Source organism: Amycolatopsis thermophila (genome assembly GCF_030814215.1).
Classification (GTDB): domain Bacteria; phylum Actinomycetota; class Actinomycetes; order Mycobacteriales; family Pseudonocardiaceae; genus Amycolatopsis_E; species Amycolatopsis_E thermophila.
The window spans coordinates 4,630,593-4,653,742 of record NZ_JAUSUT010000001.1; the positions used below are offsets into that span (position 1 = coordinate 4,630,593).

General features: G+C 73.3%; 26 protein-coding genes and 1 pseudogene. 11 read left to right on the top strand and 16 right to left on the bottom strand.

The window, feature by feature from the left end:
- Nucleotides 1–192: 192 nt before the first annotated feature.
- The 8 genes and pseudogenes from FB470_RS22675 to FB470_RS22705 form a co-directional block, all read right to left on the bottom strand.
- A complete protein-coding gene (locus FB470_RS22675; RefSeq protein WP_306994587.1) occupies nt 193–321 on the bottom strand; it encodes a hypothetical protein in 129 nt (42 codons plus the stop codon).
- Nucleotides 282–551, bottom strand: a pseudogene (locus tag FB470_RS35790) (phospholipase domain-containing protein); the annotation flags it as partial. The pseudogene FB470_RS35790 and the gene FB470_RS22675, both read right to left, overlap by 40 nt.
- Before the next feature lie 150 nt (nt 552–701).
- Nucleotides 702–860, bottom strand: a complete 159-nt coding sequence (locus tag FB470_RS22680; protein ID WP_306994589.1) for an alkaline phosphatase family protein — start codon at nt 858–860, stop codon at nt 702–704.
- Between the two features lie 205 nt (nt 861–1,065).
- A complete protein-coding gene (locus tag FB470_RS22685; RefSeq protein WP_306994591.1) occupies nt 1,066–1,824 on the bottom strand; it encodes a hydroxypyruvate isomerase family protein in 759 nt (252 codons plus the stop codon).
- Between the two features lie 4 nt (nt 1,825–1,828).
- A complete protein-coding gene (locus tag FB470_RS22690; protein ID WP_306994593.1) occupies nt 1,829–3,352 on the bottom strand; it encodes a long-chain-fatty-acid--CoA ligase in 1,524 nt (507 codons plus the stop codon).
- Between the two features lie 128 nt (nt 3,353–3,480).
- Nucleotides 3,481–4,026, bottom strand: coding sequence for a GNAT family N-acetyltransferase (locus FB470_RS22695; RefSeq protein ID WP_306994594.1), 546 nt, complete (start codon nt 4,024–4,026; stop codon nt 3,481–3,483).
- Nucleotides 3,986–4,438, bottom strand: coding sequence for a hypothetical protein (locus tag FB470_RS22700; protein WP_306994596.1), 453 nt, complete (start codon nt 4,436–4,438; stop codon nt 3,986–3,988). The genes FB470_RS22695 and FB470_RS22700 overlap by 41 nt, the downstream gene beginning before the upstream one ends.
- Nucleotides 4,439–4,551: 113 nt before the next feature.
- Nucleotides 4,552–4,995, bottom strand: a complete 444-nt coding sequence (locus FB470_RS22705; RefSeq protein ID WP_306994597.1) for a MarR family winged helix-turn-helix transcriptional regulator — start codon at nt 4,993–4,995, stop codon at nt 4,552–4,554.
- 75 nt (nt 4,996–5,070) lie between these two features.
- On the opposite strand from FB470_RS22705, the gene FB470_RS22710 reads away from it, so the two are divergent.
- Nucleotides 5,071–6,156, top strand: a complete 1,086-nt coding sequence (locus FB470_RS22710; protein WP_306994599.1) for an epoxide hydrolase family protein — start codon at nt 5,071–5,073, stop codon at nt 6,154–6,156.
- A gap of 9 nt (nt 6,157–6,165) precedes the next feature.
- Nucleotides 6,166–7,191, top strand: coding sequence for a phosphotransferase family protein (locus tag FB470_RS22715; protein ID WP_306994601.1), 1,026 nt, complete (start codon nt 6,166–6,168; stop codon nt 7,189–7,191).
- A gap of 241 nt (nt 7,192–7,432) precedes the next feature.
- Here FB470_RS22715 and FB470_RS22720 read toward each other — a convergent pair whose 3' ends face one another.
- A complete protein-coding gene (locus FB470_RS22720) occupies nt 7,433–7,924 on the bottom strand; it encodes a universal stress protein (protein ID WP_306994603.1) in 492 nt (163 codons plus the stop codon).
- Between the two features lie 114 nt (nt 7,925–8,038).
- Here FB470_RS22720 and ilvA point away from each other — a divergent pair, with 114 nt between their 5' ends.
- A complete protein-coding gene (ilvA, locus tag FB470_RS22725; RefSeq protein WP_306999432.1) occupies nt 8,039–9,277 on the top strand; it encodes a threonine ammonia-lyase IlvA in 1,239 nt (412 codons plus the stop codon).
- 180 nt (nt 9,278–9,457) lie between these two features.
- Here the strand turns inward: ilvA and FB470_RS22730 are convergent, their stop codons facing one another.
- Both FB470_RS22730 and FB470_RS22735 read right to left on the bottom strand, forming a co-directional pair.
- Nucleotides 9,458–10,087 (bottom strand): TetR/AcrR family transcriptional regulator, encoded by a 630-nt coding sequence (locus FB470_RS22730; RefSeq protein ID WP_306994604.1) that lies wholly within the window; start codon nt 10,085–10,087, stop codon nt 9,458–9,460.
- A 41-nt stretch (nt 10,088–10,128) separates the two neighbouring features.
- Nucleotides 10,129–10,680, bottom strand: a complete 552-nt coding sequence (locus FB470_RS22735; protein WP_306994606.1) for a TetR-like C-terminal domain-containing protein — start codon at nt 10,678–10,680, stop codon at nt 10,129–10,131.
- 80 nt (nt 10,681–10,760) lie between these two features.
- Between FB470_RS22735 and FB470_RS22740 the strand changes: the two genes are divergently transcribed.
- From FB470_RS22740 to FB470_RS22750, 3 genes are all read left to right on the top strand, one after another.
- Nucleotides 10,761–11,987: an MFS transporter gene (locus FB470_RS22740; RefSeq protein ID WP_306994608.1), complete on the top strand. Its 1,227-nt coding sequence runs from the start codon at nt 10,761–10,763 to the stop codon at nt 11,985–11,987.
- Between the two features lie 74 nt (nt 11,988–12,061).
- The gene (locus FB470_RS22745) at nt 12,062–12,532 is read left to right on the top strand and encodes a DUF4396 domain-containing protein (protein ID WP_306994610.1); all 471 of its coding nucleotides are present in this window, start codon (nt 12,062–12,064) and stop codon (nt 12,530–12,532) included.
- 103 nt (nt 12,533–12,635) lie between these two features.
- On the top strand, nt 12,636–13,439 hold the full coding sequence (locus tag FB470_RS22750; RefSeq protein ID WP_306994612.1) for a methyltransferase domain-containing protein: 804 nt from the start codon (nt 12,636–12,638) through the stop codon (nt 13,437–13,439).
- Here the strand turns inward: FB470_RS22750 and FB470_RS22755 are convergent.
- Complete coding sequence (locus FB470_RS22755; protein ID WP_306994614.1) at nt 13,427–14,800, bottom strand: pyridoxal phosphate-dependent decarboxylase family protein; 1,374 nt, start codon at nt 14,798–14,800, stop codon at nt 13,427–13,429. The two genes, FB470_RS22750 and FB470_RS22755, sit on opposite strands and share 13 nt — an antisense overlap.
- A 106-nt stretch (nt 14,801–14,906) precedes the next feature.
- Nucleotides 14,907–15,704 (bottom strand): hypothetical protein, encoded by a 798-nt coding sequence (locus FB470_RS22760; RefSeq protein ID WP_306994616.1) that lies wholly within the window; start codon nt 15,702–15,704, stop codon nt 14,907–14,909.
- Nucleotides 15,705–15,887: 183 nt separating this feature from the next.
- Here FB470_RS22760 and FB470_RS22765 point away from each other — a divergent pair, with 183 nt between their 5' ends.
- From FB470_RS22765 to FB470_RS22775, 3 genes are all read left to right on the top strand, one after another.
- A complete protein-coding gene (locus FB470_RS22765) occupies nt 15,888–16,625 on the top strand; it encodes a polyprenol monophosphomannose synthase (RefSeq protein WP_306994618.1) in 738 nt (245 codons plus the stop codon).
- 78 nt (nt 16,626–16,703) lie between these two features.
- Complete coding sequence (locus FB470_RS22770) at nt 16,704–17,288, top strand: hypothetical protein (RefSeq protein ID WP_306994619.1); 585 nt, start codon at nt 16,704–16,706, stop codon at nt 17,286–17,288.
- Nucleotides 17,289–17,474: 186 nt separating this feature from the next.
- A complete protein-coding gene (locus FB470_RS22775; RefSeq protein ID WP_306994620.1) occupies nt 17,475–19,511 on the top strand; it encodes a S9 family peptidase in 2,037 nt (678 codons plus the stop codon).
- A gap of 654 nt (nt 19,512–20,165) precedes the next feature.
- Here the strand turns inward: FB470_RS22775 and FB470_RS22780 are convergent.
- Nucleotides 20,166–20,348, bottom strand: a complete 183-nt coding sequence (locus FB470_RS22780; RefSeq protein ID WP_306994621.1) for a hypothetical protein — start codon at nt 20,346–20,348, stop codon at nt 20,166–20,168.
- Nucleotides 20,349–20,514: 166 nt separating this feature from the next.
- Here FB470_RS22780 and FB470_RS22785 point away from each other — a divergent pair, with 166 nt between their 5' ends.
- Nucleotides 20,515–20,739: a hypothetical protein gene (locus FB470_RS22785; protein ID WP_306994623.1), complete on the top strand. Its 225-nt coding sequence runs from the start codon at nt 20,515–20,517 to the stop codon at nt 20,737–20,739.
- A 51-nt stretch (nt 20,740–20,790) separates the two neighbouring features.
- Here the strand turns inward: FB470_RS22785 and FB470_RS22790 are convergent, their stop codons facing one another.
- The gene (locus FB470_RS22790) at nt 20,791–21,531 is read right to left on the bottom strand and encodes an ANTAR domain-containing response regulator (RefSeq protein ID WP_306994624.1); all 741 of its coding nucleotides are present in this window, start codon (nt 21,529–21,531) and stop codon (nt 20,791–20,793) included.
- Nucleotides 21,528–22,514 carry a class I SAM-dependent methyltransferase gene (locus FB470_RS22795; protein ID WP_306999434.1) on the bottom strand — a complete coding sequence of 329 codons (987 nt, stop codon included), beginning with the start codon at nt 22,512–22,514 and terminating at the stop codon, nt 21,528–21,530. The genes FB470_RS22790 and FB470_RS22795 overlap by 4 nt, the downstream gene beginning before the upstream one ends.
- Nucleotides 22,515–22,559: 45 nt before the next feature.
- Between FB470_RS22795 and FB470_RS22800 the strand changes: the two genes are divergently transcribed.
- Complete coding sequence (locus tag FB470_RS22800) at nt 22,560–23,150, top strand: phosphoribosylanthranilate isomerase (RefSeq protein ID WP_306994625.1); 591 nt, start codon at nt 22,560–22,562, stop codon at nt 23,148–23,150.

Here is a 23,150-nt window from a genome sequence, read left to right on the forward strand (position 1 = left end):
ATGTCGCATTCGGTTCCCGCGCGAGCCGCGACCCCCCGGTTACTGTGCGCAAACCACGTTCTTCCCGGTTGCGGCGACCCCCTGGCCCCCGAAAGCGTTTTCCTCCGCACGGGTGAGCTACGCAGAGGTGCCGGGAACGGCGAACCCGTGCCACGGACGCGGGAAGGCGTTCGTGACGCGGGTTCGCCGGGGTCAGGCGCCCAGCGCCGGGCCGGAGCGCGCGATCCGGCCGGTCTCCACGTGCCCGGCCGGCTGCCGCGTGACACCGGGCCCGTCGACGCTCACGTCGCACCAGCCGTCCGTGGTGCGGACGAGGTGCACGGCCGACGCCCCGGCCCGCGGTCGGTGGGCCGCCGCGCGGTCACCTCGGCCGCGTCGCCGGCGAACCGGCGGAAGAACCCGGTCGGGCCGTGCGCCGCGACCTCGGCGGCCCAGGTGTCGCTGACCTGGTCACCGGCTCCGACGGCGTACCCGCGGGGGCCGTCGGCGTACGTGACGTGGAAGTGCGCGCCCGCCCCGCCCCGGCCGGCGAAGGTCAGCGTCAGCCTGCCCTCGCGCCTCGCCGTCCACCGCCACGTCGTAGGGCAGCGGCAGGGCCGGGCGGCGGCGCTCTCCTGGCCGGCAGCGCCGGATCGGCCGGGGAGCGGGCACGGAGTCCGGGTGCCGGTCGCGGTCCGGGTGGGCGACGTCGAACGCCGTGGTCAGGTCGCCGCAGATCGCGCGGCGCCACGGCGAGAGGTGTGGTCGAACGCCTGCGAGCACACGCGGCCACCCTTGCTCCACGGCGACACCACCACCATCGGCACGCGCCGGCCGACGCCGTGGGGCAGGCCGTCCAGCAGCTCGCCCGTGGTGTCCACAGTGGATCTGCCGGGCACTCCGCCGCCGGCCGGAACGGCAGCACCTCGCGGTCCGGCTGGTCCTGGGCGACGCTCGGGGCGAGCGCGGACAGGGCGGCGGATCCGCCGGCCGGCTGCGGGAACCCGCGACGGTGCAGGGCTGTCACGGCGGTCAGTCTGATCTCGCGCTTCGCGGGTGTCCGGTGGCCTGCCGCGAGCCGGCGCCCTAGCGGCCGGGGAGCCGGCCGAAGCTGTCCACACTGGACCCGGTGGGCACGTACTCCAGCCCGACCCAGCCGTCATACCCGGTGGCCGCCAGGCGGTCCAGCCACGCGATGACCCCGAGCGTCCCGGTGCCCGGCTCGTGACGTCCCGGCGCGTCGGCCACCTGGACGTGCCCGATGCGCTCGAACAGCGGCGGGGCGAGCAGCGCGTCCAGGTCGTCGCCGTTGACGCCGAGGTGGTAGACGTCCGCGAGGAGCCTCACGCCGTCCGCCCCGGCCTCGTCGGCGAGCGCGAGCGCGTCGGCGGCGTGCAGCAGCGGGTAGTCCGGCGCGCCGCTGAGCGGTTCGAGCAGCACCGTGCCGTCCAGTCGCTCGGCCGCGAACGCGAGGTTGTCGAGCAGCACGTCTCGCGACGCGCCGGTGCGGTTGCCGGGCAGGACGTTGAACAGCCGGCACCCGAGCCGTTCGGCGATGCCCGCGGCGACGTCGACCCCGTCCCGGAACTCCGCCGTCCGCCCGGGAAACGCGGCCAGCCCCCGTTCCCCCGCGGCGAGGTCCCCGTGCGGCACGTTCAGGGACACCAGCTGCACGCCGGCATCGGCCACCGAGCGCACGAACCGCTCGACCTCGCGGTCACCCGGCACGCCGCGGAAGGGCCACCACGACTCCACGCCGGCGAAGCCCGCCGCGGCCGCCGCCGCGGGCCGCCGCTCGGGCTCCAGCTCGGTGAACAGGATCGAGACGTTGACGTCGTACCGCACGAGGTCATCCTCGCAGACGCGCCCGCAGCTCCAGCTTGGCGATCTTGCCCGTGGCGCCCTTCGGCAGCTCGTCGACGATCCGCACCCGCCGCGGGTACTTGTAGGCCGCGATCCGCTCCTTGGCCCACGCCACGATCTCCTCCGGCTCGGCGGTCGCGCCCGGCTTGAGCGAAACCACCGCGACCACCTCCTCGCCGAGCCGCTCGTCCGGCTCGCCGATCACCGCCGCCTCCGCGATCGCCGGGTGCCGGTACAGCAGCTCCTCCACCTCGCGCGGGTAGACGTTGAACCCGCCGCGGATCACCAGGTCCTTCTTGCGGTCCACGATGAACACGAACCCGTCGGAGTCGACGTAACCGAGGTCGCCGGTGTGGAACCAGCCGCCGCGGAAGGCCTCCGCGGTCTCCTGCGGCCGCTTGTAGTAGCCCTTGGTGATGTTGTGCCCGCGCAGCACGATCTCGCCCACCTGCCCGGTCGGCAGCGGCCGGTCCGCCTCGTCCACGATCCGCAGCTGCACGCCCCAGATCGGCTTGCCGATCGACAGCACCTTGCGGTTGTCCGCGCCCGGGTTGACCGTCGTCGTCGAGGCCGATTCGGACAACCCGTAGCCCTCGAGCACGGGGATCCCGAACTTCTCCTCGAACCGGCGCAGCACCTCCTCCGGGATCGCGGCGCCGCCGGAGCTGCCGATCCGCAGACTGCTGGTGTCGTAGCCGGTCGTGTCGGCGTAGGCCAGCGCGTGGTACATGGTCGGCACCCCGGCCATGATCGTGACGCGGTCGCGCTGGATCGCCTCCAGCACCGCGGGCACCTCGAACCGCGGCACGACCGAGATCGTGCGCCCGTGCCGGGCCGAGGCGTTGAGGATGCTGGACAGCCCGTAGACGTGGAAGAACGGCAGCACCGCGAGCGCGACGTCGTCGGGTTCCGCGCCGAACTTCTCGCTGCCCAGCGTGCAGGTCATGTAGAGCTGGAAGTGCGACAGCTCGGCGCCCTTCGGGCGGCCGGTCGTGCCGCTGGTGTAGAGCAGCACGGCCGTGTCGTCCGCCGCGCCCGGCCAGATGTCGCCGTCGTCCTCGGGCTCCAGCAGCGCGCCGAACGCGGTGGTGCCCTCGGGCCAGGCACTCGCGTCGAGTTCGCCGACCACCACCGCGCGCACGCCGGCCAGCTCCTTGAGCGCGGTGGACACCTCCCCGGCGCCCGCGGTGTGCGTGATGATCATCCGGGCGTCCGAATCGTCCAGGTGGTAGGCGATCTCGGCGGCCTTGAGCAGCGGGTTCAGCGGCACCATCGTCAGGCCCGCCTTGAGGATCCCGAAGTAGGCGACCACGAACTCGGGCACGTTGGCGAGCTGCACGGCGACCTTGTCCCCGGGGCGCAGGCCGCGCTCCCGCAGCGCGACGGCCACCCGGCCGGAGCGCCGGTCGACCTCGGCGTAGCTCATCGACCCCGACGGGAACCGCAGGAAGTCCTTGTCCGGCGCCGCCGTCGCCGACTCCCGCAGCATGATCGCCAGGTTGAAGCTCATCGCCTGCTCACCCTCCGAACGTCGTGGTGTCCGTTCCCGGCGGGCCGGCGGGCGGCACAACAGAATCCCGTTCGGTTTTGCGGCGACGTCGACCCGTCAGCCAGTTAAGCGCGCGCTCAGTCGGGCGGTCAAGCCCCGGCCGGTTCGGCCAGGTCGCCGGGCCTGATGCGGTAGACCTGCAGCCGCAGGTCGTAGTACTTGCTGGTCTCGCCGACCCACTGCATGCCCAGCCGCTTGGCCGTCGCGATCGCCCGAATGTTGTTCGGCCGCGCGACCGCGAACAGCTCGTCGGCGTCCTGCGTGAACGCCCACTCGATGAGCGCCTTGCTGCCCTCGGTGGCGTACCCGTGGCCCCAGGCGTCCGGGTGCAGCTGCCAGCTGAGCTCGAGGTCCTCGTCGAACGGCGGCAGCAGCCGGATGCCCAGGCCGCCGATCACCCGCCCGTCCTCGCGGCGCTCCATCGCCCACCGCCCGCGCGGTGGCGGCAGCTTGGGCTGCGCCTCGTGCCAGGCCTGCAGGACGGCGCGCATCGCGGCGACATCGCCGACCCGGTCCATCGCCGGGGTCAGCCAGTGCGTGACCTCTTCCGCGCCGTAGATCGCCAGCGCGGCCTCCGCGTCGTCGACCGTCCAGTCACGGATGACCAGCCGGTCGGTGATCAGGGGCGACTCCATGGGTAAACGCTACGGGAAGGACGGCCGGCGCGGCAGCCGTGAGCGGCAGATGCGCCCAGAGGGCCGCATGGTCCCCGTCGCCGCTGCGGCCCCACAGGGCCGCGCAGGTCGTCAGGACGTGCAGACCGGTGCCGAAGCCGGTGCCGGTGTCCGGCAGCTGGATGCCGGGCGCGGCGAGGGAGATCCGCAGCCAGTCCGAGCGGGAGCCCTCGCGCAGGAGGCGGATCGTGGCCGGCACGCGGCCCTGGTCGTAGGCCGTGCTGGCCAGTGCGTCGACCACGAGCAGGGCGTCGGTGATGGTCTCGACGCTGCAACCGGTCAGGAACGCCGCCGCAGACTCGCGCAGGGCGCGGATGTCGGTGGGCTGGGACAACACCCGTTGCAGGGCGTTGTCCATCCAGAAGTCGGTCACGCGCGGGCTCCTTCCGCTGTCTGCTCAACGGTCGGGACGGGCTACCCAGCCGAGCGGGACGCAAACCGGGCGAGCGTGTGACGGTGATCGCAATACGGGGCGTTCCCGCGTGATCACCCGCCCGCGGTGTGGTGGCGGAGCACCCGGCCCAGCAGGGCGGTCAGCTGGTCCCGCTCGGCGGCCGTCAGCGGGGCGAGCAGGTCGTCCTGGACGCGGGTGATCTCCTTGTCCAGCCGCTTGAGCTGGCGCCGGCCCGCCGCGGTGATGGTGACGACGTTGCGCCGCCGGTCCGCGGGATCGGGCTCGCGGCTCACCAGGCCGCGCTCGGCGAGCTCGTTGATCGTCGCCACCAGGTCGGACAGGTGGATCGCGCTGCGCCGCCCCAGCGTGGCCTGGCTCGCCGGGCCGGACTCCTCCAAGGCGGCCAGCAGCCGGTAGTGGTAGCCGCGGGCGCCGGCCTCGGCGAGGCCTTCGCTGACGAGGCGGTGCGCGTGGTGGGCGGTCTGGGTGATCAGCCAGCTGGGCAGGGTCCGCAGGCGCTCCGGGGCGGTGTCCATGCGCGGAGTGTAGCCGAACCGTTCGTCGTCCGAATCATTTGACGGACTAACGTTAGTCGGACTAACGTTGCGGGCATGACTGGGAAACCGTTCCGCATCGACATCCCGCAGGCCGCGCTCGACGACCTGGCCGCCCGGCTGGATCGCGTCCGCTGGCCCGACGAGCTGCCCGGCGCGGGCTGGGAGTACGGCATCCCGCTCGCCCGCGTCCGCGAGCTGGCCGGGCGCTGGCGTCACGGCTACGACTGGCGCGCGCAGGAGGCGGCGCTGAACGCCCTGCCGCAGTTCGTCGACGAGATCGACGGGCAGACCGTGCACTACGTGCACGTGCGGTCGCCGGCGGCGGACGCCCTGCCGCTGATCCTGACCCACGGCTGGCCCGGCTCGTTCACCGAGTTCCTGGACGTGATCGAGCCCCTGTCGCGGGAGTTCCACCTGGTGATCCCGTCGATCCCCGGGTTCGGGTTCTCCGGCCCGACCCGGGACCGGGGCTGGGACACCACCCGGGTGGCGCGCGCGTGGGCGGAACTGATGCGGCGCCTGGGATACCGGCGCTACGGCGCCCAGGGCGGCGACTGGGGATCGGGGATCTCGACCGCACTGGCCGCGGTCGCCCCGGACCAGGTGGCCGGGGTGCACCTGAACTACCTGCCCACCCCACCGCCGCCGGGCGGGATCACCGGACTGTCCGCAGAGGACGAACGGCGGCTGGCCCACACCACGGCGTACGCCGCGAACCGGCCGGGCTACCAGGTCCTGCACATGACCACACCCCAGACGCTCGCCTACGCCCTCACCGATTCCGCGGTCGGCCAGCTCGCCTGGATCGCCGAGCGGTTCGCGAGGTGGACGGACCCGGCGTCGCGAATCCCCGACGACCGGCTGCTGACCGACGTGATGCTGTACTGGCTCACCGGCACGGCGGGATCGTCGGCGCGGCTGGCGAAGGAGAGCTCCTACGGCGGGCGGCCGCCGTGCCCGGCGCCGGTCGGGGTGGCGGTGTTCGCGCACGACATCACCCTGTCCGTGCGCCCGGTCGCCGAGCGGCTGTTCGACATCCGGCACTGGAGCGAGTTCGACCGGGGCGGCCACTTCGCGGCGATGGAGGTGCCGGAGCTGTTCGCCGGAGATGTCCGGAAGTTCTTCGGTTCGCTGGCATAATCGTGCCTCGTGTTGTCGGCGAGCGAGCTGGACGCGCTGGCCGCGTGGATGGACGCGCGGGGGTTGCCGGGCGGGCCGGTCGAGGACCTGGCGCCGATCGCGGGCGGCACGCAGAACCGGATGTTCTCCTTCCGCCGAGGTGGCCGGGCGTACGTGTTGCGCAGCGGGCCCCGGCACCGGCGGGCGGGCAGCAACGACGCGTTGCGGCGGGAGATGCGGGTGCTGGACGCGCTGTCCGGCACGGCGGTCCCGCATCCGGCGCTGATCGCGGCGTGCCCGGAGGAGACCGTGTGGCCGGGCGCGGTGTTCTACCTGATGGAGCCGGTGGACGGGTTCAACGCGACGGTCGAGCTGCCCGAGCCGCACGCGTCCCGGCCCGGCCTGCGGCACGCGATGGGCCTGGCGATGGCGGATGCGCTCGCGGCGCTGGGCGCGGTCGACCACGAGGCGGTCGGGCTCGGCGATTTCGGGCGCCCGCACGGGTTCCTGGACCGGCAGGTGCCGCGGTGGCTGGCCGAACTGGACTCCTACCGCGGGTCCTATCCGGGGCCGGAGCTGCCCGGTGTGGAGGCGGTCGCGGAGTGGCTGGGCGCGTGCGTCCCGCGGCGGTGGTCACCGGGGATCCTGCACGGCGACTTCCACCTGGCGAACGTGATGTTCTCGCGCGCGGACGCCACGGTGGCGGCGATCGTGGACTGGGAGATGAGCACGATCGGCGACCCGCTGCTCGACCTGGGGTGGCTGCTGGCCACCTGGCCCGGCACCCGGGGCGCGCTCGGGTGGCAGGGCCTGGCGACGGCCGCCGGCCTCGCCGGCGAGGACGAGATCATCGCCCGCTACGCGGCCCGGTCGGAACGGGACCTGTCGGCGATCGACTGGTACGTGGTGCTGGCGTGCTTCAAGCTGGGGATCATCCTGGAGGGCACGCACGCGCGGGCGTGGGCGGGCAAGGCGCCCCACGAGACCGGCCGGCGCCTGCACACCGCCGCGGTGGGGCTGTTCGAGCAGGCGCTGGATCGCATCGCCGCGGCGTGACGGCGGGGCTGGTGCGTGGTGGGGTGCCCCGGTGAGTGCCCGGTGAGCGGCGGCTGCGCGCTTCGGTAGTGGGTGTTCGAGCAGGCGCTGGATCGCATCGCCGCGGCGTGACGGCGGGGCTGGTGCGTGGTGGGGCGCCCCGGTGAGCGTGCCCGGCGGCGGTGGCTGCGCGCTGCGGTGGTGGGGTGTTCCGGCAGGTGCCCGATCGCATCGCTGCGCGTAGCCGCGGCGGCGTGCGCGATCAGGGCACCACGGTCACCGGCCAGAGACCGGCTCGCACCAGGCGGTTCGCCACGGAGCCGACTATGCGGTGCCCCCGGCTCTCCGACGCGCCCACCACGACGAGGTCCGCGTGCAGCTCCACCGCCGCCCGGCGCAGTTCCGCGAACGCGTCGCCCCGGCGGACGATGAACGTGATCGGCATCCGCGCCTCGTCGGCCAGTGCGCGGATCGGCTTGCGCATCTCCTCGATCGTCGCCTCGTAGGCCTCCTCCTGGGCGGCCGCGAGGTAGCCGGTCGCCATGCCCGTCCACGCCGCCGGCGCCAGCACGTACACGACCACCAGCCGCGACCGCTGCCGTCGCGCGAGCCCGGCCGCGTAGGCACCCGCCCGCGACGCGGCGGGGGAGCCGTCCACCCCCGCCAGCACCACGTGCGGTCCGTCGGTGCCCCGCTCGAACGGCCCCGGCGACCACGCCGGGCCGTACTCCTCCACCAGCTGCTCCGCACCCACGGTCCGCATTATCGGGCACCGGCCGCGCCGGGTGCGGGTGCCCGGCACCACTTTGGTACGAATGACGTCTACGCCGACAGGAGGAACGAAGTCGTGGGTAACGGGTCCAGCCCGGTGCGGGCGGCCGACGTGGCGATGGCTGCCGCCCGGTTCGCCGGGGTGATCCAGCCGACACCTCTGCACCGCAACGAACGGCTTTCGCAGCGGCACGGCGTCGACGTCTGGCTCAAGCGCGAAGACCTCAGCGCCGTCCGCTCCTACAAGGGGCGTGGCGCGTACAACCTCGTGAGCCAGCTCTCACCCGAGGAACGCGCCCGTGGTGTCGTGTGCGCCAGCGCCGGCAACCACGCGCAGGGTGTTGCGTTCGCCTCCGCCGCGCTCGGCGTCCTCGCCCGCGTCTACCTGCCGCGCACCACCCCGCGGCAGAAGCGGGACCGGGTCGCGCGCCTGGGCGGCGAGCACGTCCAGATCGTGGTGCACGGCGACACCTACGACGACGCGGCCGCCGCGGCCCAGCAGTACGCCACGAGCACCGGCACCACGTTGATCCCGGCGTTCGACGACCCGCGCACCATCGCCGGGCAGGGCACGGTCGTCAAGGAGGCCATCGAGCAGCTGGGCCGCGCGCCCGACGCGGTGGTGGTGCCCGTCGGCGGCGGCGGCCTGCTCGCCGGGACGATCGCCTGGCTGCGCGAGACCCACCCCGAGGTGCGGGTGATCGGCGCCGAGCCGCAGGGCGCGGCCAGCATGGCCCTCGCGCTCGAACACGGCGGGCCGGTCGCGATGGACACCGTCGACCCGTTCGTCGACGGCGCCGCCGTCCGCCTGGTCGGGGAGCACACCTACGCGCTGGCCGCCGAGCGCCGGCCGGACATGGTGGCCGTGCCCGAGGGCAAGATCTGCGTCGAAATGCTCGACCTGTACCAGTCCGACGGCGTCATCGCCGAACCCGCGGGCGCGCTCTCACCGGCCGCGCTCGGGCCGGACCTCGGTCTCGAGCCCGGCTCGACGGTGCTGTGCATCGTCTCCGGCGGCAACAACGACGTCAGCCGCTACGCCGAGGTCGTCGAGCGCGCGCTGATCTTCGAGGGGCGCAAGCACTACTTCCTCGTCGAGTTCCCGCAGGAGCCCGGGGCGCTGCGGCGCTTCCTCGACGACGTCCTCGGCCCCGACGACGACATCACCCTCTTCGAGTACGTCAAGCGCAACAACCGCGAGACGGGCCCCGCGCTCGTCGGCATCGAGCTCGGCGCGCCGGAGAACCTCGAGCCGATGATGAAGCGCATGTCCGCGGGTCCGCACCGCATCGAACGGGTGCCGCCGGACAGCCCGCTGTTCACGTTCCTGGTGTGACGGGCGTCGAGATGGCGTGTTCGGCCGCCGGGGAGGGGAAGAAGGCCGGCTGCGCAAGGCCGTGCCGGCGGACCAGCTGTCCGATGTGGACATAGAGATGGCGGCGGACCTGACCTGGGCCCGGTCACAGCCCGGTCCTCGGCTTCCCGCGCATCCCACCGCCCGCCGCCGCGGGGGAGGTCAGCGCTTGGCGGCCACCGCCTGCTCGAAGAAGTCCGCGAGCTGCCTGCCGTAGGTGTCCAGGTCCAGGGAGGGGTCCTCGTCGTGGGCCTGGACCGCGCCGTCGATGCTCTGGGCGATCGTGCGGGCCGCGACGTCGGGCGCGAACTCCCCGAACGCCCCTTCCCGTTGTCCCTGGATCAGCAGCCGCTCGATGCGGCCGATCCGGAAACCGCGCAGCAGCGGCCCGGCGACCGGCCAGCCGTCCGCGTCGTCGGCGTTCGCGGCCACCTCGCGCAGCACCCGCACGCACTCGGGGTGGTCGCGGACGAACGTGACCTCCGTTTCGATCAACGCGCGCAGCATCCCGGCGCGGTCGGTGGTGCCGCCGGCCCGCTCCTCCAGGTAGCGGTCCCGGATGCTCATCGCGGTCGTCACGACGGCCTGGATCAGCGCGGCCTTCGTGCCGAAGTGGTAGCCGATCAGGCGCGTGCTGCTCAGCCCGGCCCGCTCCTTGATCCGCGCGTACGACGTCCGCCGGTACCCCAGCTCAGCCATCGTCGCCATCGTCGCGGCGATGATCTGCGCTCGCCGCGCCTCTTCCGCGGGACTGAGCCCGAGGTCCGGCTGCACATCCTTGATTACTTGCATGAGTAACAAATTACTCACGCAGGTAACGGGCCGCAACCGCCTTACTTGAGCAGTGCGTCCACCAGTTCCTCGGTCCAGCTGGGATCCGCGGGCTGACCTGCGAAGATCGCCCGGTAGTAGAGCGGCCCGAGCAGGACGTCCGCCGCGTGCGCGGTCTCCGGGGCGGTGCCGCCGCGCGCGCGTTCCCGGTCGAGGATGGCGGTGAGCTGCGCGTGCCGGTCGGCCGTGCAGGCGCACCCGCCCTGCGGGCCGGATCCGATGGCGGCGCGCATCACCGCCAGGACGTCGGGGTCGGCGAGGTCGGTCGCCACGTCGCGCGCCCACCGGCGCAGGTCCTCGCGCAGCGAACCGGTGTCCGGCACCACGATGTCGCCGCTGAACCGGCTGCTCGCGACGTCGGCCATCAGGTCCGCGACCGTTCCCCATTTCCGGTACAGGGTCGTCGGGTGGACGCCGGCACGGCCGGCGATCAGGGGCAGCGTCATCGTCTCGGCCGGGTTGCCGGCGAGGAACTCCTGGACGGCGCGGTGCACGGCGGCGCGCACCCGTGCGGAGCGGCCACCGGGCCGGGCTGTGCTTGTCGCGACGGGCATGCCACAAATTATCGCATCGATCGTTGCGTTTGCGCTATGGTCGACCTAACGCATCGATCATTGCTTTTTGAGGAGTGTTGATGTCCGGTTCCCCCGCCCTCGCCGCCGGCGCGGTCGTCCCGAGATCACGGCGCCTACCGCACCCGGTCGCGTTCGCGGCGGTCGCGGTGATCTTCGTGCTGTTCATGGCCGCCTCCAGCGTGCCGTCCCCGCTCTACGTCGTCTACCAGCAGGAATGGGGCTTCTCGTCGATGACGCTCACCGTGGTCTTCGCGGTGTACGTCCTGGGGTTGATCGCGTCGCTGCTGGTCGTCGGCGCTCTGTCCGACCACGTCGGACGACGGCCGGTGCTGGCCGCGGCCATCGTCGGTGAGGCCGTGTCGCTCGTGCTGTTCCTCCTGGCCGGGGACGTCTCCGCGCTGTTCGCGGCCCGTGTGGTGCAGGGCATCGCGACGGGTGCGGCGATGTCGGTGCTGGGCGCGACCCTGGTCGACCTCAACCCGCCGCACGCTCCCGGTCGCGCGGGCGTGATCAGCAGTGTCGCGCCCACGAGCGGTCTCGCGCTCGGCGCCCTGGGTTGCGGGGCGCTCGTCCAGTTCGCGCCCGCGCCCACGCACCTGGTCTACGTGCTGCTCCTCGCCGGAATGGTCGTCGCGCTGCTGCTGACCGCCGGCCTGCCCGAGACCTCGGCCCGCCGTCCCGGCGCGCTCGCCTCGCTCACCCCGCGGCTCGGCGTCCCGGCCCGGCTGCGCCCCGACCTGTTCGCCCTGGTTCCGATCCTGATCTCCAGCTGGGCGCTGGGCGGCCTCTACCTGTCGCTCGGGCCGTCGGTGGCGGCCGGGCTGTTCGGGCTCACCAACCACCTCGTCGGCGGACTCGTCGTGACCCTGCTGTGCGGCACCGGCGCCCTGACCTCGCTGGCGCTGCGGTCCGCACCGGTCGGGGGTGTCCTGCAGGCCGGTGCCGCGTTGCTGGCGGTGGGGATGGGGATCACGCTCGCCGGGGTGCTGTCGGGCGTCGTCGCCGCCGCGCTGGCCGGCACCGTCGTGGCCGGTATCGGGTTCGGCGCGTCCGCGCTGGCCAGTTTCGGAACCCTGGCGCGGCTCGCGGCGCCGGCCGAACGCGGGGAGCTGTTCGCCGTCGTCTACGTCGTCGCCTACCTCGCGTTCAGCGTGCCCGCCGTCATCGCCGGTTTCGCCGCGACCTCCGCGGGCCTGCGGCCCACCGCGATCGTCTACGGGTTCGCCGTCGCCGGCCTGGCCGTGCTCGCGGTGATCGCCCAGTCGGTGCGCGCCGCCCGCCGGTGATTGCGGAATCGGGCGGACCGGGTTATCTTCTCTGTCTATACCCCTAGGGGGTATAGAAACGGAGGGAGTGCCTGATGGACCACTCGACTCACCAGCTCACGGCGCGCACCGCCACCTGGGCGACCGCGGCGCAGGCGACGCTGCACTGCCTCACCGGCTGCGCCATCGGCGAGGTGCTCGGCATGGTCATCGGCACCGCGCTGGAGTTCGGCAACCTCGCGACAGTGGTGCTCGCCATCGCCCTGGCGTTCGTGTTCGGCTACTCGCTCACCATGCGCGGCGTCCTGCGCGCCGGCCTGCCCTTCCGCGACGCGCTGAAGGTGGCGCTGGCCGCCGACACCGTCTCGATCGTGGTGATGGAGATCGTCGACAACCTGGTCGTTCTCGCGGTTCCGGGCGCGATGGACGCGGGCCTGGACAGCTGGCTGTTCTGGGCCTCGCTGGCCGGCTCGCTGGCGGTGGCGTTCGTGCTGACGACACCGGTCAACAAGTGGATGATCGGGCGCGGCCGGGGCCACGCGGTCGTCCACCAGTACCACCACTGACCCGGGCGGGCGGCCCTGCCGGCCGCCCGCCCGGTGCCCTGCCCGGGTCGGCAGCTGCCGAATCTCGTCGTGGCGGCGACCGCGCGGGACTAGCATTCCGCTCGTGGTGGACACCCAGAGCACGTTCCGCACCGGCTCGACCGACCCGGCCGTCGTCGCGCGCCTGGCCGAGATCCTCGACTCGCAGGCCGCGACCCCCGGTGTTCAGCGGTTGCGCGCGTGGGCGCATGACGCGCTCGCCGTCCGGCCGGGGGAACGGGCCCTGGAGATCGGCTGCGGGACCGGGTCGGAGGTCCAGGTGCTCGCGGCCGCCGTCGGACCCGGTGGTGAGGCCATCGGGCTCGACCCCAATGAGGGCATGCTCGGTCTGGCGCGCGAGCGCGCCGCCGGGTCACCCGCCCGCTTCGTGCCCGGCGACGTCTACGCGCTGCCCTTCGCCGACGCGAGCCTCGACGCGGTGCTCTGCGAACGGGTCTTCCAGCACCTGACCGACCCCGTGTCCGCCGTGGCCGAGATCGCGCGCGTCCTGCGGCCCGGCGGGCGGGTCGTGCTGGTCGACACCGACTGGGCGACCGGGCTGCTGCACCCCGGTGACCCGGGAACCGTGCGGGCGATGCTGGACGGCATGCTCGGGCGGACCGCCCAACCCGCCGCGGGCCGCAAGCTCGCCGGATGGCTGTCCGGCGCCGGCCTGACAGTCCGCGACCGCGGTTCGCAGGCGCTGATCTCGGACTGGGAACCGGTGCGCGACACGCTGCTGCCGATGATGGTCGACACCGCGGTCGGCGGCGGCGTGGTCACGCGCGAGCGGGGTGACCGGCTCATGGCCGACCTCGCCGACGGCGCCGCCCGCGGCGACTTCCACATGTCCGTGACGATGTTCGCGGTGCTGGCTCAGCGGGTCTGAACCGCCCGCCACGCGGTGCGGATCGCGGCCACGCTGCGGTCCACGTCGGCCTCGGTCGTCTGCCAGTTCGACACCGAGATGCGCATCAGTCTGCGGCCCTGCCACGTGGTGCCGCCCATCCAGCACTCGCCGGACCGCTGCACCGCCTCCAGCACGCGCGGGGTGTCGTCGCCGAAGCCCACGAGAACCTGGTTGAGGACCACGTCGTTGACGATGTCCGCGCCGGCGTCGGACAGCTGCGCGGCGAACCGGCGGGCGAGGGCGCAGTTCCGTTCGACCAGGTCCGCGACGCCCTGCCGGCCGAGCTGCCGCAGCGCCGCCCAGGTGGTGAACCCACGGGCCCGGCGGGAGGACTCCAGGACGTGGTCGCCCGGCGAGCGCAGGGTTTCCGGGGAGTCGCCGACGAGGTAGGCGGCGGTGTAGGAGGTCGCGGCCACGTGCGCGGCGGGGTGCGCGCAGAACGCGTAACCGCTGTCGTAGGGGACGTTGAGCCACTTGTGGCCGTCCGCGGACCACGAGTCGGCCCCGGCCATGCCGTCGGTCAGGTGCCGCAGCGCCGGGCAGGCCGCGGCCCACAGCCCGAAGGCGCCGTCGACGTGCACCCAGGCGTCGTGCTGCCGGGCGGCGGCGATCGCCGCGGGGAAGTCGTCGAAGGCGCCGGTGTTCACCTCGCCGGCCTGCAGGCACACGATGGCCGGTCCGTCCGCAGTGGACAGTGCGGCGCGCAGTGCGGGCACGTCGATGGCGCCGTCGGGGGAGGTCGGCACCTCGGCGAGCGACTGCGTGCCGAGGCCGAGCAGGCGCAGTGCGCGGTCGATCGTCGCGTGGCGGCCGCTGCCGGCGAACACCCGGACCGGCGGTGCGCCGTGCAGGCCCCGGGTCTCGACGTCCCAGCCGGCCCGCTCGAGCACGGCGTGGCGGGCGGCGGCCAGGCAGACGGTGTTGCCGCCCTGGCCACCGGTGACGAACCCGAAGGACGCGGTCGGCGGCAGCCCGAACAGGTCCTTGAGCCACGTGCCGGCGACCTCCTCGGCCAGGGCCGCGGCGGGGGAGGTGAGCGGGTTGAAACCGTTCTGGTCCCAGCCGGTGGTGAGGATGTCCGCGGCCGCGGCGGCCTCCAGCGCGCCGCCGGTGACGAAGCCGAAGTAGCGCGGTCCGGCGCTGGCGACGAGCGCGGGTTCGACCGCGGTGCGGAGCTGCTCCAGGACGGTGGCGGGCGCGGTGGAGCCGTCCGGGAGGTCACCGAGCGCGGTGCGGACCGCGGCGGGGTCGAGGTCGTGGGGGAACACCGGGCGGCCGGCCAGGTCCGCACGGAAGTCCCGGGCCAGCTCCGCGGCGCGGGGCAGGAGGTCATCGGTCACGGCGGGATTCTAGTCATTTGCCTTCCGAAAATATGAATCGTGAAGTACCTGCGGAGTTGGGTGGCCGCGTGGGCTGGTCGCCGTGGCCGGGAGCCGCGCGGAGGTGTTACTGCGCGGTGGCGCGGTGCAGGCTCAGCACGCCGTCCCGCGGGCCGGTCGGCGTCCAGCCCCCGGACTCCGCCGTCCAGGTCACGCCGTCGAACGTGACGCCGTCCACGGCGAAGCGCGTCGCGTTCGCGACCAGCCAGCTCGCGTACGCCCAGCCCTCGGCCGCGGGGTGCGGGCCGCTCAGCACCGCCGTCCCCAGCTCGGCGTCGGCGACCGGCACGATGTCCGCCTCCGGTGCGCCGAGCGTCAGGTTCGAGCAGGTCAGGGCCTGCGGCGTGCCACCCGTCAGCGCCCCGGCGGCGGTCCGCGCCAGCGGCTCCCACTGGGCGTAGGCCTCGGGCAGCGCCGACCGCTGCACCAGCTGCGCCGCCTGCGTGACCGGCATCGTCGCCCACCCCGGCTGGTCCCGCAGTCGCTCGAAGAACGCCGCCGCGGCGTACAGCGGGTCCGTCACCTCGTCGTACGTGCCCCATCCCTGGCTCGGTCGCTGCTGGAACAGGCCCGCCGAATCACGGTCCCCGCCCGGCAGGTTCCGCAGCCCCGACTCCTGCATCGCCGTGGCCAGTGCGACGGTCACCGCGTGGTCGGGCATGCCCAGCCGCCGCCCCACGGCGGCGATCGTGGCGGCGTTGCGGGCCTGCTCGACGGTGAGGCGGAAGCTCTCGCCGCCGGCGGTGGACACCGTGCACCCCGGCTTCGGCGCCGGACGCCCGGCCAGCACGATCCACCCGACCACCGCGACGACCACGACGACGGCGAGGACGAGGACCAGCAGCGGCCCACGGCTGCTCCGCATGCTGCCCTCCCTCCCCGCGACGTGGGCGTGCCCCTCCCCCCATCCAGACGCGCGAGACCGTCCCCGGTTCGTCGTACCCGCCGACCGCCCCCGGAAACGGTGTCCCCGTTACCCGGAAGAGGTGCGAAACCGGGTGCGATACCGTTCCATGCCGAACCGCCACACCGCACGAAGGATTTGATCATGGGAGAGAGCTCCCCGAAGGTCACGGTCGTCGTCCCGACCTACAACGAGCGGGACAACCTGCCCCGCCTCGTCGGCCAGCTCACCGACCTCGGCCTGCCCGATCTGCACGTGCTCGTGGTGGACGACAACTCGCCGGACGGCACCGGCGACGTGGCGGACAAGCTCGCCACCGAGAACCCCGACCGCATCGCGGTGCTGCACCGGACCGAAAAGGACGGACTCGGCCGCGCCTACGTCGCCGGCATCACCCGTGCGCTCGACGAGGGTGCCGACATCGTCATCCAGATGGACGCCGACCTGTCCCACCCGGTCGAGGCGGTTGCCCGGATGATCGACAAGCTGTCCACTTCGGACGCCGCCGTGGTGCTCGGATCCCGTTACGTGGCGGGCGGTTCGCTGGCCGGGGAGTGGGGCTGGCACCGCAAGGCGCTGTCGGCGTGGGCCAACTTCTACGTCAACGCGATCCTGCGGCTGCACGTCAAGGACGCGACGGCCGGGTTCAAGGCGTGGCGCGCCGAGACGTTGCGGCGCATCGACATCTCCACCATCCGCAGCAACGGCTACGCCTTCCAGGTCGAGATGAACTACCGCACCGTGAAGCAGGGGCTGCGGATCGACGAGATCCCCATCCGCTTCGAGGAGCGCGCGGAAGGCGTGTCGAAGATGAGCCTGGCCGTGCAGCTGGAGTCGGCGCTGATGCCGTGGAAGCTGCTGTTCGGCCGCAAGCTCGGCTGAGTACGCGTCCCGGCGTAGACGCCGGTCACGCTCCTCGGCGGACGCGGTGACGGCCTCGCGCCCCCGACAGTGGGGGGCATGAAGCGACTGACCGCGGGCGGACGGAAAGCCTGGCTGGCGACCCACATCGTGGCGTCCGGAGCCTGGATCGGCATCGACGTGGTGCTGGCGGTGCTGGTGTTCACCGCGATGCTCACGACCGACCCCGCGCTGGCCGCCGTGTGCTACCAGGCGCTGCGGGTGTTCACCCTCTGGCCGCTGCTGGTGGCCGGGCTGCTGTGCCTGGGCAGCGGGATCGTGCTCGGGCTGGGCACCAGGTACGGGCTGGTCCGGTACTGGTGGGTGGCCGTCAAGCTGGTGCTCAACATCGTGCTGACCGTGCTCGGGCTGGTCGCGCTCCGGCCGGGCGCCGAGGAGGCCGCGGCCTACGGGCGGTCGCTGCTCGCCGGCCTGCCCGGCGTGGAACCCAACCTGGTCTTCCCACCGATCGTGTCGCCGTCCTGCCTGCTGATCGCGGTGCTGCTCTCGGTGTACAAGCCGGGCGGGCGGGTGCGCGGGACACCGTCCAACGCCGGCGGCGCCTCCCGCGACGACCGGACCTCGCGCTCCAGGAACTCCGCCGCGTCGGCCGCCGTCCGGAAATCGAGGCCGACGACGACGTAGTGCGGATCGCCTTCTCCCGCAACGCCTTCGACGCCTGCGCCGGCAGGCGCCTACCGCGAAGAGCGCGTTGCGCGAGCGGCGCACCCTGCCGGCCCGTGCCCGGGCGGCCGAGCTCGCTCCGGCCGTTTCCGGCGCCGGTGCGCGGAAACGAGCAAAACTGTCGGGCATCGGTGGTAAGAAGGCGAAGTGACCGACGATGCCTTCGCCGACCTCGATGCCTACGTCCGCCTGCCGCGGTTGTCGGGGCTGGTGCTCTCCCCGGACGGCCGCCGACTCGTCGTCGGCGTCGCGACGCCCGACCTGAAGAAGAACCGCTACACCACGGCTCTGTGGGAGGTGGACCCGGCGGGCGAGCGGCCCGCCCGGCGCCTGACCCGCAGCGCCGAGGGCGAGTCGGGCGCCGCCTTCACCCCGGGCGGCGACCTGCTGTTCGTCTCCGCGCGGCCGGACTCCGCCGCCGACGGTGAGGACGCCCCGAAGAGCGCCCTGTGGCTGCAGCCCGCGGGCGGGGGCGACGCGCGGGTCGTCGCGGCGCCCGCCGGCGGGATCGGCGGCGTGCTGGTCGCCGCGGAGGCCGGCACCGTGCTCGCCGGCGCGCCGGCGATGCCCTCGGCCACGAGCCTCGACCACGACGCCGAGGTCCGCAAGGCCCGCAGGGACGCCGGGGTGTCGGCGATCCTGCACGAGAGCTACCCCATCCGCTTCTGGGACCACGACCTGGGGCCCGACCGCACCCGGCTGGTCGTCGCCGACGGGGTGCCCGCCGGGGAGGACCGGCTCGATCTGCGGGATCTCACCGGCCACGTCGGGGGCGCCCTCGACGACGAGGCCTCCTGGGACGTCGCGCCGGACGGCCGCACCGTGGTCACCACCTGGGTGGTGCCCGAGGAGGGCGGCTCGCGGCGCACCACGGTCGTCGCGATCGACGTGGCCACCGGTGAGCGCCGGGTCCTCGCCGACGACGCCGGCCACGAGTACGAGTCGCCCCGGATCTCCCCGGACGGAACCCGGGTCGCGATCGCGGTCTACCGGCGCTCCACCCCGCACGACCCGGGCGACTACTGGATGTCCGTCGTCCCGCTCGCCGGGGGCGAGCCGGTGCCCCTCACGCGCGACTGGGACCGCTGGCCGCACGCGGCGCGGTGGCTGCCGGACGGCTCCGCGTTCGTGGTCGCGGCCGACGACCAGGGCCGGTCTCCGCTGTGGCGCGTCGACGCCACCACCGGCGAGGTCACCCGCCTGACCCCGGACGACGGCGCCTACACCGATCCGCGGGTCTCGCCGGACGGGCAGTGGGTCTACGCGCTGCGCTCCGCGGTCGACCACCCGCCGGCGCCGGTGCGCGTCGCGCTCGACGGCTCGGGCGTGCACCCGCTGCCCGGGCCGGCCGAGGCGCTGGGCCTGGACGCGGAGATCCCCGGCCGACTGGAGGAGGTGACCGCGACCGCCGAGGACGGCACGCCGCTGCGCGCGTGGCTCGCGCTCCCGCGCGACGCCGGGCCGCAGTCACCGGCGCCGCTGCTGCTGTGGATCCACGGCGGCCCGCTCGGCTCGTGGAACGCCTGGCAGTGGCGGTGGAACCCGTGGCTCGCCGTCGCGCAGGGGTACGCGGTGGTGCTGCCCGACCCGGGCATCTCGACCGGCTACGGCCGCGACTTCATCGCCCGCGGCTGGGGCGCGTGGGGCGCCGAACCGTTCACCGACCTGATGGCGATCACCGACGCGGCGGAGCGGCACCCGGGCGTGGACGAGACGCGCACGGCGGCGATGGGCGGCTCGTTCGGCGGCTACATGGCCAACTGGGTCGCCGGGCACACCGATCGCTTCAAGGCGATCGTCACGCACGCGTCGCTGTGGGCCCTGGACCAGTTCGGGCCGACCACCGACGCGTCGTACTACTGGCGCCGCGAGCTGACTCCCGAGATGGCCGAGGCCAACTCCCCGCACCGGTTCGCCGACCGGGTCACGAGCCCGATGCTGGTCATCCACGGCGACAAGGACTACCGCGTCCCGATCGGCGAGGGGCTGCGCCTGTGGTGGGACCTGGTGTCCCGCTCGGCGGCCGAGGACGGCTCGACACCGCACAAGTTCCTCTACTTCCCGGACGAGAACCACTGGATCCTCACCCCGCACCACGTGAAGGTCTGGTACTCGACGGTCTTCGCGTTCCTCGCCCACCACGTGCTGGGCAAGGACTGGGAGCGGCCCGGCCTGCTGGGCTGACCGGTCAAGGCCGCGGAACCGGAACGTCCTCCCTCGCCCGTCACCGCCGGCGAGGGAGGACGCCGGTGCGCCGTCTCGCCCACTCGAGGACGCCACGGCCGCCGAGGCCCGGGGCCGCCTGCAGACCGCCCGGCTCCACACCACGACCCGACGACCCGGGCGTGAGGGACATGCTCAAGCTCGACCCCGCCCGCGACGCCGTCCGGCGATCTCACCGGGGCGACGTCGAGACCTCCTAGGGCGGACGGGCCGTGGGACGCGCCCGCAGCGCGAGCCGCCACGCCGGTGCCGCGGGGCTGCATCTGCGCTGGTAGGGCACGGTCGCGGCGCCTCGACGGTGAGTGGCCCCGCCAGCCAGCGAAATGGCCGAGATTCGATGGCCAGGGGCCCAGAATTGCAGAGTCGTCTCGAAGTGGGACGCAGCGCGACTGGGCGCCACCGCAGTGCGATGACCTGCGAAACGCGGCCTGAGGTTTCCACCTCAGCGGTCTCCCCGGACGGTTGAGCACCTCTGCGCACACACCCGCCCGGCTGACGATGATGTCGTGCCACGGCCGGAACCGCCCATCAAGCCGAGGCCGAGGTCGCCGCGGCGTTGCCGAGTGGGCCCGGCTGGCGGTTCGAACCGACGATGGACGGCTTCCGCGGCCTGATTCACGTGCCCTCGGGGCTGGTGCACTCCTGCACCGGGGCCGATCTCAGGGCCGCTTCCCGGGCCTGGTCGAGGACGCCATCGAGCTGGGCGAGGTCGTGCTCGACGGCGAGATCGCCGAGGTCCAGGCCGGCGGCCAGGGCCGGCGCGCAACGCCGAACGCCACGGCTACCGTCAGTGAGCACGCAACCGAGGTGACCACCATCGAATGCACTTCGCGCGATGTCCACTCGAAAGGGTGGCCGAGGCCGTGCGCCCGGCACCGGAACTGGCTAGCTTTTGCCCCTCGTCGAACAACGGATGTCCCGAGGGAAGGAAAGCTCAGTGTCGCGCACACTTCGTGCTGGTGTCATGGGTCTCGCGGCCGCCTCGGCGGTTCTGGCCGGGACGGGCGCCGCGCAGGCCGATGTCGGTACGCCACAGCTCAAGGCTGTCGGCATGACGGTCAACGGCCTGATGGGCGCGGGCGGCACCCCCAGCGTGCTCAGCGCCGTCACGGGCAAGGAGAGCGCGGTCTCGCCGATCACCGGCGGCAACCCGCTCCGGTTGGTGACGGGCAAGCTGCCGATCCGCTGAACCCGAACAAGCGCGCCACGGAAAACCCTTCCGTGGCGCGCTTCTTCGCGTTCAGCGCTGCAGTGACTCGAGCAGGTTGCGGGCCACCACGGCGAGCTTGGTGTTCGTCCGCTGCGACTCCTCGACGAGCCGGGTGAACGCCTCCTCGGCGGTGCACCCGTGGATCGCCATCAGCACACCCTTGGCCTGGTCGATCTCGGCCCGCGAGGTCAGCGCGGTCTCCAGCTGCCCGATCTTGCGGTTGGTCGCCTGCCAGCGGCGGGCGTTGGCGAAGGCGTCGCAGGCGGCGGTGACGAACAGGCGCATCACCTGCTCGTCGTAGGTGTCGAAGGCCTGCGCGGTGAAGCTGTACATGTCCAGGCCGCCGACCACCTCGTCCTCGCCGGACTCACCGGACAGCAGCAGGGGCACCGACAGGTAGGTGTTGACGCCGGCCGCCTTCGACGCGGCGGTGAACTCCGGCCACTCCGCCTCGTGTTCGCCGACGACGGCGCGCACCGGGTGACGCCGGGTGGCCGCCTCGACGCACGGGCCACGGCGGGACGCGTACTGGACCTTGTCGATCTGGACGACGCTGTCGTCGGTGGCCGCGAGGGTGTACAGGTGGCCGTCCTCGGCGAGGGCCGTGATCGTCGCGGCGTCGGCGTCCGGCACGGTCGCGATGGCCCCCTCGAGAATGCCGCGCACGGCTTCGTCGAGCGGCTGCTCGGCGGCCTGATCGCGCAGGTCCTCCAGCGCCGCCGCGATGTGGTCGAGGCGGGCGAGGTGGTCGTCGCGGCCTTCGTCGCTCATGCCGGGCGGGTACCCGAGGCGCCGGAGGCGCAACCGGGAGCCGTGCGCAACCAGATGTTGCCGCCCGGGTTGTGCGCCATGTCCGGAATCGCGGACTCCAGCAGGTCGCGGTGCCTCGTCCACATGTACTGCTGGAACCAGCGGACCTCGAAGCGCGGGTTGTGCGTCAGGAACGACCGCAGCAGGTAGATCTCCTGCCAGGCCCGGCCCTCGGTCACCCAGTCCAGCGGGTACTCGAACGGGAAGAACACGTCGTGCACGTGGATCCACACCCCGTCGGGGAGCCGGGGGAGCACCTCGAAGAACAGGTGGTTGACGTCGGAGCCGGCCTTGACGACGTGCGTGGAGTCGATGAACAGCACGTCCCCGGCTTCCAGCGCGAGGAACGTCTCCAGCGGCACGTCCTGCACCGGCCGGGCGAGCACCGTCACGCGCTCGTCGTCGCCGGGTCGCATCAGCGACCGCAGCCGGTCCGGGTAGGGCTCGACGAAGGTCAGCTCGACCGCACCGTCCAGCCAGTGCTCGACGGTGTCCAGCGTCATCGCCGAGGAGTAGCCGGACCCGATCTCCACGAGCCGGCGCGGCCGCAGGTGGCGCAGCATCGCGTGCAGGACGAGCGCGTCGGACCAGGAGTACTCGGGGTTGCCGAAGAAGTACCGGTACCGAGGCGACCGCTCCGCCGGGAAGGGGTGGTCCCGCAGCAGTTCGGTGAGGGTGCTCAGCAGTGCGAGCTGGTCGCCCTCGCGCAGGTCGATGCCCACCGGGTCGCGGGTGGTGTCGAACAGCTCCGGGGACCGGGCGGCCACCTGTGCCGGGTCCGGGTGGGGCGAGTAGAAGTGACCCGGCGGCACCCACGTGCGGTAGGTGGCGGCCAGCTCGTCCCGCTCGGCTGCCAGCGCCGCGTACCGCGCGAGCAGGTCGTCGTGCGTCCGGCGCGACACCGCGTAGCGCCTGGCCAGCCTGCGCAGCGGCTCACCGATCATGGGCACCGCGGCAGTCTAGACACCGGCGGCGCCTACCCTGGAGTCGTGTTCGTCAAGATCTGTGGCCTGCGCACGGAGGCCGACGTGGAGTGCGCGGTGACGGCCGGTGCCGACGCGGTCGGGTTCGTCCTGACGCCGAGCCCGCGGCAGGTCACCGTCGCGGAGGCCACCCGGCTGGTGGCCGCGGTCCCGCCCGGGGTGCTCAGCGTCGGGGTGTTCCTCGGCATGCCCGTCGCCGAGGTCCGGGACGTGGCCGTCAAGACCGGGCTGGGCGCGGTCCAGCTGCACGGCGACGGCTACACGGCCGGCGACTTCGCCGCCCTCACGGACCTGGGCGTGCGGCTGGTGCGGGCCACGTCCACCGCCGGTGAGCGGGTCGAGGTCGGCACGTTCGGCGAGGAGATGCTGATCCTGGACTCGCCGCGGGCCGGCTCGGGTGAGCAGTGGGGGTGGTCGGAGCTGCGCGGGCAGACCGGGCGGTGGCTGCTCGCCGGCGGGCTGCGGCCGGGCAACGTGGCCGAGGCGGTCGAGACCGTGCGGCCGTGGGGCGTGGACGTCTCGAGCGGGGTGGAGTCCGCGCGCGGGACCAAGGATCATGGGCTGATCCGCGAATTTCTCGCCGCCGCGCGTCCCTGA

Excerpts from the sequence above, each read along its gene's own strand:
- FB470_RS22690 (WP_306994593.1), bottom strand. The coding sequence starts at position 3,352 with ATGAGCTTCAACCTGGCGATCATGCTGCGGGAGTCGGCGACGGCGGCG.
- FB470_RS22695 (WP_306994594.1), bottom strand. The coding sequence starts at position 4,026 with ATGGAGTCGCCCCTGATCACCGACCGGCTGGTCATCCGTGACTGGACG.
- FB470_RS22705 (WP_306994597.1), bottom strand. The coding sequence starts at position 4,995 with ATGGACACCGCCCCGGAGCGCCTGCGGACCCTGCCCAGCTGGCTGATC.
- FB470_RS22710 (WP_306994599.1), top strand. The coding sequence starts at position 5,071 with ATGACTGGGAAACCGTTCCGCATCGACATCCCGCAGGCCGCGCTCGAC.
- FB470_RS22730 (WP_306994604.1), bottom strand. The coding sequence starts at position 10,087 with ATGCAAGTAATCAAGGATGTGCAGCCGGACCTCGGGCTCAGTCCCGCG.
- FB470_RS22735 (WP_306994606.1), bottom strand. The coding sequence starts at position 10,680 with ATGCCCGTCGCGACAAGCACAGCCCGGCCCGGTGGCCGCTCCGCACGG.
- FB470_RS22740 (WP_306994608.1), top strand. The coding sequence starts at position 10,761 with ATGTCCGGTTCCCCCGCCCTCGCCGCCGGCGCGGTCGTCCCGAGATCA.
- FB470_RS22745 (WP_306994610.1), top strand. The coding sequence starts at position 12,062 with ATGGACCACTCGACTCACCAGCTCACGGCGCGCACCGCCACCTGGGCG.
- FB470_RS22760 (WP_306994616.1), bottom strand. The coding sequence starts at position 15,704 with ATGCGGAGCAGCCGTGGGCCGCTGCTGGTCCTCGTCCTCGCCGTCGTC.
- FB470_RS22765 (WP_306994618.1), top strand. The coding sequence starts at position 15,888 with ATGGGAGAGAGCTCCCCGAAGGTCACGGTCGTCGTCCCGACCTACAAC.
- FB470_RS22770 (WP_306994619.1), top strand. The coding sequence starts at position 16,704 with ATGAAGCGACTGACCGCGGGCGGACGGAAAGCCTGGCTGGCGACCCAC.
- FB470_RS22785 (WP_306994623.1), top strand. The coding sequence starts at position 20,515 with ATGGGTCTCGCGGCCGCCTCGGCGGTTCTGGCCGGGACGGGCGCCGCG.
- FB470_RS22790 (WP_306994624.1), bottom strand. The coding sequence starts at position 21,531 with ATGAGCGACGAAGGCCGCGACGACCACCTCGCCCGCCTCGACCACATC.
- FB470_RS22795 (WP_306999434.1), bottom strand. The coding sequence starts at position 22,514 with ATGATCGGTGAGCCGCTGCGCAGGCTGGCCAGGCGCTACGCGGTGTCG.